The 6,518-nt window shown below is 68.2% G+C and carries 5 protein-coding genes and 1 pseudogene; 3 read left to right on the top strand and 3 right to left on the bottom strand.

Annotated features, from left to right (window positions below; all coding sequences use genetic code 11):
- Positions 1–20: 20 nt before the first annotated feature.
- The 3 genes from proB (at position 21) to sppA (ending at position 4,395) form a co-directional block, all read left to right on the top strand.
- Positions 21–1,124 (top strand): glutamate 5-kinase, encoded by a 1,104-nt coding sequence (gene proB / locus VJ811_RS06190; RefSeq protein ID WP_324071391.1) that lies wholly within the window; start codon positions 21–23, stop codon positions 1,122–1,124.
- Between the two features lie 145 nt (positions 1,125–1,269).
- Positions 1,270–2,187 carry an NAD(P)H-binding protein gene (locus VJ811_RS06185; protein WP_324071390.1) on the top strand — a complete coding sequence of 306 codons (918 nt, stop codon included), beginning with the start codon at positions 1,270–1,272 and terminating at the stop codon, positions 2,185–2,187.
- Positions 2,188–2,415: 228 nt separating this feature from the next.
- On the top strand, positions 2,416–4,395 hold the full coding sequence (gene sppA / locus VJ811_RS06180; RefSeq protein WP_324071389.1) for a signal peptide peptidase SppA: 1,980 nt from the start codon (positions 2,416–2,418) through the stop codon (positions 4,393–4,395).
- A gap of 29 nt (positions 4,396–4,424) precedes the next feature.
- Here sppA and VJ811_RS06175 read toward each other — a convergent pair whose 3' ends face one another.
- The 3 genes and pseudogenes from VJ811_RS06175 to VJ811_RS06165 all read right to left on the bottom strand — a co-directional run.
- Complete coding sequence (locus VJ811_RS06175; RefSeq protein WP_324071388.1) at positions 4,425–5,327, bottom strand: alpha/beta fold hydrolase; 903 nt, start codon at positions 5,325–5,327, stop codon at positions 4,425–4,427.
- A gap of 89 nt (positions 5,328–5,416) precedes the next feature.
- Positions 5,417–6,028 (bottom strand): trimeric intracellular cation channel family protein, encoded by a 612-nt coding sequence (locus VJ811_RS06170; protein WP_324071387.1) that lies wholly within the window; start codon positions 6,026–6,028, stop codon positions 5,417–5,419.
- 70 nt (positions 6,029–6,098) lie between these two features.
- A pseudogene (locus VJ811_RS06165) lies at positions 6,099–6,518 on the bottom strand (dihydrolipoyl dehydrogenase); the annotation flags it as partial.

Here is a 6,518-nt window from a genome sequence, read left to right as displayed (position 1 = left end):
GCGCACGCTATCGGCGGCGCATGTTGTTCGCGCCCACCGCCTGCCCCCGGCTGATCGTCAAGATCGGATCGGCTTTGCTCGTCGACCCGTCGGGTGCGGTGCGGCGCGACTGGCTTGTCGGCATCGCCGCCGACATTGCCGAGCGGACGCGCGCGGGTCAGCAGCTCGCGGTCGTCTCGTCGGGCGCGATCGCGCTCGGGGCACGGCGGCTGGGGCTCGCCAAGGGCGGGCGGGGGACGCTCGAGGATGCGCAGGCCGCCGCCGCGACCGGACAGATCGCGCTGTCGCAGGTGTGGGCCGAAGTGCTCGGCGCCGAAGGACTGACCGCGGCGCAGATGCTCGTCACGCTCGACGACCTCGAGCATCGCCGCCGCTACCTCAACGCCGCGGCGACGCTCGACCGGCTGCTCAGCCTCGGCGTCGTGCCGATCATCAACGAGAATGACAGCGTCGCGACCGAGGAAATCCGCTTCGGCGACAACGACCGCCTCGCCGCGCGCGTCGCGCAGGCGGCGGCGGCGGGCGGCGTGATCCTGCTCTCCGATATCGACGGCCTCTACGATCGCAACCCGGCGCAGGACGGCGCCGTCCATATCGCGCGCGTCGAGCGCATCGATGCCGCGATCGAGGCAATGGCCGACACCGGCTCGGCCTCGGGCATGGGGTCGGGCGGCATGGTGTCGAAGATCGCGGCGGCGCGCATCGCCAATGCCGCAGGGGCGCATCTCGCGATCGCGTCGGGACGCATCGACCGGCCCCTATCCACCGAAGCGCGCCACAGCCTGTTCGTCGCCGACAAGGGCGCAAGCGCGCGCAAGGCGTGGCTGGCGGGCGGGCTCACCGCCAAGGGCCGGGTCGAGATCGACGCCGGCGCCGCGAAGGCGCTGCACGGCGGCGCAAGCCTGCTCGCCGCCGGGGTGACCGCGGTCAGCGGCAGTTTCGCGCGCGGCGACATCCTCGACATTGCCGGTCCCGACGGACGCGTCATCGCGCGCGGCCTGTCCGAATATCCGGGCGCCGACGCCGCCAACATCGTCGGCCTCGGCCGCGACGCGCAGGAAGCCGCACTCGGCTATGCGCCGCGCAGCGCGATGGTCCACCGCGACCATATGGTGCTCTTGTGACGGGCGGCTACCAGCTCTTTCTCCGTCACCCTGAACTTGTTTCAGGGTCCATGGCCGGCCCGTTCGGCCTGCGCCGCGTTGGACGAGAGGGCGGGCCATGGATGCTGAAACAAGTTCAGCATGACGACGAAAGAAGCATCGTCCGATGACCGTCCCCACCCTCGCGATGACCGGCGCGACCGGTTTCGTGGGAGGCGCGACGATGCGCGATGCCGTCGCGGCGGGCTGGCACGTCCGCGCCCTCACCCGCCGCCCGCAACCCGCGCGCGATGGCGTGACGTGGATCATGGGCGCGCTCGATGATACCGGCAGTCTTGCCGAGATGGCGGCGGGCGCCAACGCCGTCATGCACATCGCAGGGGTCGTTAACGTCCCCACCCGCGCCGCGTTCGAGGCGGGCAATGCCACCGCGACCGCCAGCGTCGTCGATGCCGCGCGCGGTGCGGGCGTAACGCGCTTCGTCCACATCTCCTCGCTCGCCGCGCGCGAGCCGGGCCTGTCCAACTATGGCTGGTCAAAGGAACGCGCCGAGGCCGTCGTCCGGGACAGCGGCCTCGACTGGACGATTGTCCGCCCGCCCGCGGTGTTCGGCCCCGGCGATACCGAGATGCTCGACCTGTTCCGCATGGCGCGGCGCGGGATCGCGCTGGTGCCGAGCGGACGCATGTCGGCAATCTATGTCGACGAACTCGCGCGGCTGCTCGTTGCGCTGGCGGCCGACCGCGGCGCGAGCATTGGCCAGATTTACGAACCCGACGACGGCAAGCCGACCGGCTGGTCGCATCGCGGCTTTGCCCGCGCGGTCGCGCGCGCCGTCGGGCGGCAGCGCCTGTCGACGGTCGCGACCCCCGCGCTGCTGCTCAAGGCCGGCGGGCGCCTCGACCAGTTCGTCCGCCGCAGCGGCGCCAAGCTCACCCCCGACCGCGCGCGCTATATCGCGCATCCCGACTGGGTCGCGACCGAAGGAAAATGCCCGCCCGCTGACCTCTGGCGCCCCGAGCGCGACACCGACGACGCGCTGGCCGAAACCGTCCGCTGGTATCGCCGCGAAGGCTGGCTCTGAACAAGCTTCCGTTCGTGTCGAGCCCTTCGGCTGCCTTGGCAGGCGCTCAGGATAAACTTCGGCCTTTGGCCGAAGTCGAGACACCCAGAAGGCATGTCTGACCGATAGGCATCTCGACTTCGCTCGATGCGAACGGGGATTGGGATCAATAGCCGTCCATGGTGCCCCATCCCCCGCCCGTCGAAGCCTGCATTGCCAAGGGCGAGGCGCATCCCTAGGTTCGCGGGCATGACCGACACCACCGCGAACACGAACGATCCCGCCGGCCCCTGGGCCATCCCCGTGCGCCGGCCGCTGCCGGGCGAGGACAAGCCCAAGTCGACGACCAGCTTCCCGCGCAAGGTCTGGAACCTGCTCGTCGCGATCAAGGATGCGCTGGCGCTCATCTTCCTGCTCCTCTTCTTCGTCGCCTTGTTCGGGCTGCTTTCGGGGCGCCCCAATGCCGGGCTGCCGGTCAGCCAGGGCGCGCTGCTGATCGAACTCGACGGCATCGTCAGCGAACAGCCGTCCGAGGTCGATCCGCTCGCAGCCTTGTCGGGCGGCGCGCAGCTCAAGGAAATCCGCGTCCGCGACGTCGTCCACGCGCTGGAGTCCGCGGCCGACGACAAGCGCGTGACCTCGGTCGTGCTCGACCTTGACCGCTTCCTCGGCGGCGGGCAGGTTTCGCTCGCCGAAATCGGCGCCGCGGTCGACAAGGTTCGCGCGAAGAAGAAACCGGTGCTCGCTTTCGCCACCGCCTACACCACCGACAGCTATCAGGTCGCGTCGCACGCGAGCGAAATCTGGGCCGACGGTATCGGCGGCGTCGCGATCGCCGGCCCCGGCGGATCGCGCCTCTATTACAAGGGACTGATGGACCGGCTCGGCGTCACCGCGCATATCTACCGCGTCGGCACCTTCAAAAGCGCGGTCGAGCCCTTCCTGCGCACCGACCAGTCGCCCGAAGCGAAGGAAGCCGACCTCGCTTATGCCAGCGTGCTCTGGGATAACTGGCTGACCGACGTCAAGAAAGCGCGCCCGGCGGCGAAGCTCGATGCCTTCATCGCCGATACCGCGGGTGCGGTGCGTGCGGCGGGCAATGATTTGTCGAAGGCTTCGGTCGATGCGGGCCTCGTCGACAAGGTCGGCAGCCGCATGGCGTTCGACCGCCGCGTCGCCGAGATCAGCGGCACCGCCGACGACAGCAAGCCGTGGGAATATAACGCCATCCCGCTCGAAAACTGGGTCGCCGCCAATCCGCCCGAAACGAAGGGCAGCACGATCGCGGTCGTACCCGTCGTCGGCGAGATCGTCGATGGCGAAGCGCCGAGCGGCGTCGCGGGCGGCGAAACCATCGCGCAACATATCCTCGATGCTGCGACCGACGGCAGCGTCAAGGCGATCGTCCTGCGCGTCGATTCGCCCGGCGGATCGGTGCTCGCGTCGGAGGAAATCCGGCAGGCGCTGCTCGCGGCCAAGGCGAAGAAGCTGCCGATCGTCGTCTCGATGGCGAATGTCGCGGCATCGGGCGGTTATTGGGTTTCGACCCCCGCCGACCGCATCTTTGCCGAGCCCGAGACGATCACCGGATCGATCGGCGTGTTCGGCATATTGCCGAGCTTCGATCAGGCGCTCGCCAAGATCGGCGTCAACGCCGACGGCATCGCGACAACGCCGCTGTCGGGCCAGCCCGACATATTCGGCGGCGTGAACGACGAGTTCAACGCGCTGGCGCAGGCGAGCGTCGAGGACATCTATGGCCGCTTCACCGGCCTTGTCGCGAAGAGCCGCAAGCAGCCGATCGAAAAGGTCCGCACGATCGCCGAAGGGCGCGTATGGGCCGGTGGCACCGCGCACCAGATCGGCCTTATCGACCAGTTCGGCGGCCTGCCCGACGCGCTGAAAGCCGCGGCGAAGCTCGCGAACATCGACGGCGATTTTCACGCCAAATATTTCGAGGACGAGCCGAGCGCCTTCTCGAAAATGCTCGCCAGCTTGACGGGCGCCGAAGAAGAAACCGCCGCCCTGCCCCGCGGCTGGTTCGGCATCGCGGCGATGAACCGCCAGCTAACCGAACGGCGGCTGATGCAGGATCTGACAATGCTGACGCAGGCAGGGTCGGTGCAGGCGTCGTGCCTCGATTGTCGCGCGTACCTCCCCGCCGTCCCGCGACCGGGTAAGACCGAAGCGAAGGGCTTTTTCGCCACGATGGCATTGCTGCTGAAATAATCCCCTCCCGCTTGCGGGGAGGGGAGAGGTTAAGCCGCCACCGCAACTTCCTTTGCATGCTCGGCAATCGCACCGGCCAGCGTGTCGACCAGCGCGAGCGGCAGGTCATGCCCCATACCGGGGATCGTCAGCAGCCGCGCACCCGCGATATTCTCGGCGGTGTCGCGCCCGCCGGGGAGCGGAACCAGCGGATCATCCTCGCCATGGATGACGAGCGTCGGTGCCCTCACCGATTTGAGCAGCGTACGCCGGTCGCCATCGGCGACGATCGCCGCCATCTGGCGCGCGACACCCTGCGGATACCAGCCGCGTTCGAAATCGGCACGGACGCGGCGCTGCAGCCGGTCTTCGGCCGACGGATAGCCGGGGCTGCCGATCACGCGCGCGGCGTTGACCGAGTAAGCGATCAGCGCCTCCTTGTCGCCGCTCATCGGCCGGTTCGCGAGCACCTGCATCGCCTCCTTCTGCGCGCGCGGCAGGCGGCGATTGCCCGTGGTCGACATCACCGAGGTCAATGACAGCACGCGATCGGGATAGCGTGCGGCGATATGCTGCGAAATCATCCCGCCCATCGACACGCCGACGACATGCGCGCGGTCGATGCCCAGATGGTCGAGCAGCCCGATGCCGTCGGCCGCCATATCGGCAAGCGTGTAGGCTGGCCGGATCGGCAGCCCGATCACCGATTTGACGATCATCCACTTGACGTTCGGCACCCCTGCCGCCTCGAAACGCGTCGACAGGCCGACGTCGCGATTATCGTAGCGGATCGTACGGAAACCGCGGCCGTTCAGCGCATCGACGAACTCGTCCGGCCACAGCGTCAATTGCCCGCCCAGCCCCATCACCAGCAGGATCGCCGGGGCGTCCTTCGGCCCCTTGTCCTCATAGGTGATGGTGATGCCGTTGGCGGTCGTCTGGGCTATCGTCATGCTGCGGAAATCCTCTGTCCGGTTTCCGTCATCATGGCGCAGTTGCCGCGAACGTCAAGCGACCCCCAATAAATAGGGACAGTCCCTATTTATTGGTCGCGATAGGCGGGCAGCGCGAGCGACCAGCGGATCGCCGCGCCGCGCAGGATGAAACCCGCGACCGCCCCCGCGACCGCCGCGACCGGCGTCCCCGTTCCCAGCCATTGCAGCAGCAGGAACAGCCCCGACGCCAGCGCGGCCGCGGTCACATAGACTTCGGGGCGCATGATGATCGACGGCACGCCCGCCAATATGTCGCGGATCGTGCCGCCGACGCAGCCGGTGATCACCCCCATCATCAGCGCGGGCACGGGCGGGACGCCCCACGCCAGCGCCTTGGCGGTGCCGAACACCGCATAGGCGGCGAGCCCCACCGCGTCGGCCCATTCGAGCAATTGCCCCTGCCACCAGCGTTCGGGGGTGAGCCAGACGACCATCGCGATCGCAATGCACACCGCGGCGATCGCGCCATCCTGCACCCAGAACACCGGCGCGCCGATCAACAGATCGCGCACGCTGCCGCCGCCGACGCCGGTCACCAGCGCGAAGAAGGCGGCGGTCACCAGCGTCTGCCGCAACCGCACCGCCATCAGCGCGCCCGACAGCGCGAAAACGGCGATGCCGGAAAGGTCGAGCAGGCGGACAAGAAGTTGGGTTTCCATCAGCGATCCTTCCTTAGCCCCTCCCCTTCAGAGGAGGGGTTGGGGTGCTGAAGGGGAGGGGGTAGATTCCTCAAATATGGATCGGTTTGCCCGTCACCGCCATCGCCGCTTCCTTGATCGCCTCGCTGTGCGTCGGATGCGCGTGGCAGGTATAGGCGATGTCTTCGGACGTCGCACCGAATTCCATCGCCTGCGCGGCCTGCGCGATCATCGTGCCGGCGACGCTGGCGATACACCACACGCCGAGCACGCGGTCGCTCTTGGCGTCGGCGATCACCTTCACGAAGCCGTCGGGCTCGTGATTGGTCTTGGCGCGGCTGTTCGCCATCATCGGGAATTTGCCGACCTTGACCTCGCCGCGCTCTTTCGCCTGCTCCTCGGTCAGGCCGACACCGGCGATTTCGGGCCAGGTGTAGACGACCGACGGGATAACGTCGTGGTTCACGATGCCGGTCAGCCCCGCGATATTCTCGGCGCAGGCGATGCCTTC

This window comes from Sphingopyxis sp., assembly GCF_035250425.1.
GTDB lineage: Bacteria > Pseudomonadota > Alphaproteobacteria > Sphingomonadales > Sphingomonadaceae > Sphingopyxis.
Note: the sequence above shows the minus strand (reverse complement) of the source record. Positions and strands in the feature narration are given on the sequence as shown.